The organism is Komagataeibacter melaceti (genome assembly GCF_003403295.1).
Lineage (GTDB): Bacteria > Pseudomonadota > Alphaproteobacteria > Acetobacterales > Acetobacteraceae > Komagataeibacter > Komagataeibacter melaceti.
The window spans coordinates 1-2950 of record NZ_QUWV01000229.1 but is presented as its reverse complement, the minus strand read 5'-3'; the positions used below and the strand labels follow the sequence as shown (position 1 = coordinate 2950).

4 protein-coding genes are annotated in these 2950 nt (G+C 49.7%); all 4 read left to right on the top strand.

Going from position 1 to position 2950, the window contains the following annotated elements; all coding sequences use genetic code 11:
• Nucleotides 1-342 precede the first annotated feature (342 nt).
• The 4 genes from DY926_RS16665 (at nt 343) to DY926_RS16650 (ending at nt 2538) form a co-directional block, all read left to right on the top strand.
• Nucleotides 343-594, top strand: coding sequence for an antitoxin (locus DY926_RS16665; protein ID WP_116704358.1), 252 nt, complete (start codon nt 343-345; stop codon nt 592-594).
• 251 nt (nt 595-845) lie between these two features.
• Nucleotides 846-1118 (top strand): antitoxin, encoded by a 273-nt coding sequence (locus DY926_RS16660; RefSeq protein ID WP_186336213.1) that lies wholly within the window; start codon nt 846-848, stop codon nt 1116-1118.
• Complete coding sequence (locus tag DY926_RS16655; protein ID WP_116704357.1) at nt 1115-1525, top strand: type II toxin-antitoxin system VapC family toxin; 411 nt, start codon at nt 1115-1117, stop codon at nt 1523-1525. The genes DY926_RS16660 and DY926_RS16655 overlap by 4 nt, the downstream gene beginning before the upstream one ends.
• Nucleotides 1522-2538, top strand: a complete 1017-nt coding sequence (locus DY926_RS16650) for a DUF4238 domain-containing protein (RefSeq protein ID WP_116704356.1) — start codon at nt 1522-1524, stop codon at nt 2536-2538. The genes DY926_RS16655 and DY926_RS16650 overlap by 4 nt, the downstream gene beginning before the upstream one ends.
• Nucleotides 2539-2950: the final 412 nt, after the last annotated feature.

Below are 2950 nucleotides of genomic sequence, written 5' to 3'. Positions count from 1 at the left end.
ACTCATCACTGAAATTAGGCTTCCCCATCAACGCCTCCTGTCCTCATTTTTAGGAGCCTGGGCGTCCAGAAATCTAGGGGCTATTCAACGCGAAGGACCAGGCGCAGCCTGGTTGCTGCGATCGACGGCGCCTCCAGACAGGCGTGTCGGCTGCTCCGTGGCGGCTCCTTTCCGCTCTTTCATGAGTTTTCTTCTACGCCTGTGATGTATTCCTGCGCATGACAGGCCCGGTGCGACCGATCAGGTGATGGACTATCTACCGTGCCAGGTCTGCTGGCTTTGCCTCGTATCTTGCCTCACATATGTGCTAATGTGGGTTTGTGCGTTGGAAAGGGTTACATCATGAGCCGACTGACCATTGATATGACGGATCAGCAGCACCAGAGCCTGAAGGCCCTGGCGGCGCTACAGGGCAAGACGATCAAACAGTATGCCCTTGAACGGTTGCTTCCGGACAACCTTGATACTGACCACGCGTGGCAGGAACTCAATAATCTGCTCAGGGCCCGCATTCAGGATGGTCTTGATGGCAAGGTAAGTTCAAAGAGCGTCAGTGCGATCCTTGATGAGGAACTCGGCGAGAAGCATCGTTGAACAGCTACATTCTCTCCGAAGCAGCCGAAGCTATGGCGCGGATACAGGCCGGGGAGAAGTCAGCCGAGGTTGCGGCAGCTTATGGGGTGACACGGCAAGCCCTCTACCGGCGCGCCAGAAACATGAGAAAGGATGACGCCAATGACTGACAAGCAGACGACGAATTGTCTCTCATCGACTCAATCCTCCAAAAACCTTGATTTCTTACGATGTGGCATATACAATATGGCATATACATTCAGGAGCCCACTATGCCCATCCCTGAAATCCATCCGCGACCTCGGGAGGTAAAACTCTTCCGGAATAATCGCAGTCAGGCAGTGCGCATTCCGGTGGAATTTGAACTACCTGGAGACCGAGTGCTGATCCGTCGCGACGGTGACAGGCTGGTTCTTGAACCCGTCAAGGCACCTTCTACACTGAACGAACTCCTTGCCGCCTGGCGCGAAGAGGCGCCGTTAGCTCCTGACGACGATTTTCCCGACGTCCATGATGTAGCCGCCAGACCGGAAGATATCCTGTGAGCGCCTACCTTCTTGATACCAACATCATCAGCGATCTGGTCCGCAATCCATCCGGATCTGCGGCACGACGCATCGAACATCTCGATCCGGGCGACCTTTGCACCAGCATTATCGTGGCGGCTGAGCTGCGATATGGGTGCGCAAAAAAGGGCTCTGCAAAACTCCTGTCCCGCGTTAAAAGCGTGCTGGCTTTTGTACCGATATTGCCACTCGATATTCCGGCCGATGGCGAATACGGCGGTATTCGCGCCGAACTCGAAGCAGCAGGGCAAACAATCGGCATGAATGATTTGCTGATCGCGGCCCACGCTTACACTCTCAAAGTCACATTGGTAACGAACAAGGTACGCGAATTTAGCCGAATCAGAGGGCTGAAGGTCGAGAACTGGTTGGAGGATCTGGCATGACTGACAATCAGACGACGGATATGAACGACAATTCCGAAATCCGGCAAACAATTTCCGAAGAACAAGAGTCAAAAAGGCATCACCATGTCCCGAGGCTTTATTTAAAAAGATGGTGCAACGAACGCGATGAGCTATACGAGTTTCGGCGATTTAAAAAAAATGCTCAGGTAAAATCGCGGCCGAAATCACCAAAATATACCGGCTTCACCTGGAATTGTTACGATTTGGACGGGCTTCCGATCACTTTTCCAACGATCGGAAGGACGCATATGGAAGACAGGTTCTTCAAGAATGTAGATCAGCCCGCCGATGGCCCGTTAAATTTATTAAATAATCTAGAAATTCCGTCCAGTAACGAAGATAGAACAAGCTTGGCTATGTTTCTTGTTTCCTTAGTCGTTAGAAACCCGTGGTTCTTCGGGGCAATGCGATCTGAGTTAAATGGCACTTATTTCAGAGAATTGGTAACTAAATTTTCGGAAGCCAATAGGGAAGTAGATTTTTCACACTTCCTTGCATCAGAAAGCGGCTTTGACCCTGCTTGTGTACTATTATTTGAGGAGATCATTATAAATAAGAATATATTAGACACTATTATAAATTTTCACTGGGATCTAGCCTGCGATGACAATTCCCGACTTTTAACGTCAGACGCACCTGTGTGGTGGTCCGGATTCCCCGATAATAACAGGGATTTCTTCGCCATGTTGTCCATCTCGCCGTCATTAAGCCTAATCATTGGCAACAGCAAAAGAACCGTTGATCGCGTAAAGAAAGCAAGGACGCTTTTTAAGGAGTACAATGACAATATCTGCAAACAAGCATTTAAAATGATATTCTCGAACAATAATAATCAACAGAGATTTATCGACAATCGACTCGAGAGATTCGATAAATATTTCGCACTCTCGAACCGTAAATTTATGGATTTCTTTATCGTAAATAGGTGCGGTAAATATCTCTCCCCACTAGAGGAGCGGTTACGTGACTTGCGTGGACATTTGCATGAATAATTTGATATCGAACCAAGTTAATAGAGATCGGTGGATGGTAATAAAATGACCATCAAGCGCCTCAATCAGTGGCCACAAGGTTGGTGGGCGAAACGTGCTTTGCTAATGGTGATAGTATGCGGCCCCACGTTCCTTGTTGAAGCTGTCATTCGGCCTCAGAGCGTAATCCTTAGAACCGTTTTGGCAGCCGGGTGCCTCGCCCAGATCGCTTTTTCACTGTGGCAATTTTCAAACCGGAAGCGCCAGTCATGACTGACACCCATATGACCCCACCCCAGAGGCTCGGAACTGAACTGGCTATTACCATTCTCGGTACCCTAGCCGTCGGTGGTGGTCTAATTTTCTCTCGGCCTGATCCGGCTTGAATTTTGTGGGCTTCGGCGGGGCAATGCTCATGATCGCGGGGGGGGGG

Coding starts and splice junctions, on each gene's coding strand:
- DY926_RS16665 (WP_116704358.1), top strand. CDS start 343: ATGAGCCGACTGACCATTGATATGACGGATCAGCAGCACCAGAGCCTG.
- DY926_RS16660 (WP_186336213.1), top strand. CDS start 846: ATGCCCATCCCTGAAATCCATCCGCGACCTCGGGAGGTAAAACTCTTC.
- DY926_RS16650 (WP_116704356.1), top strand. CDS start 1,522: ATGACTGACAATCAGACGACGGATATGAACGACAATTCCGAAATCCGG.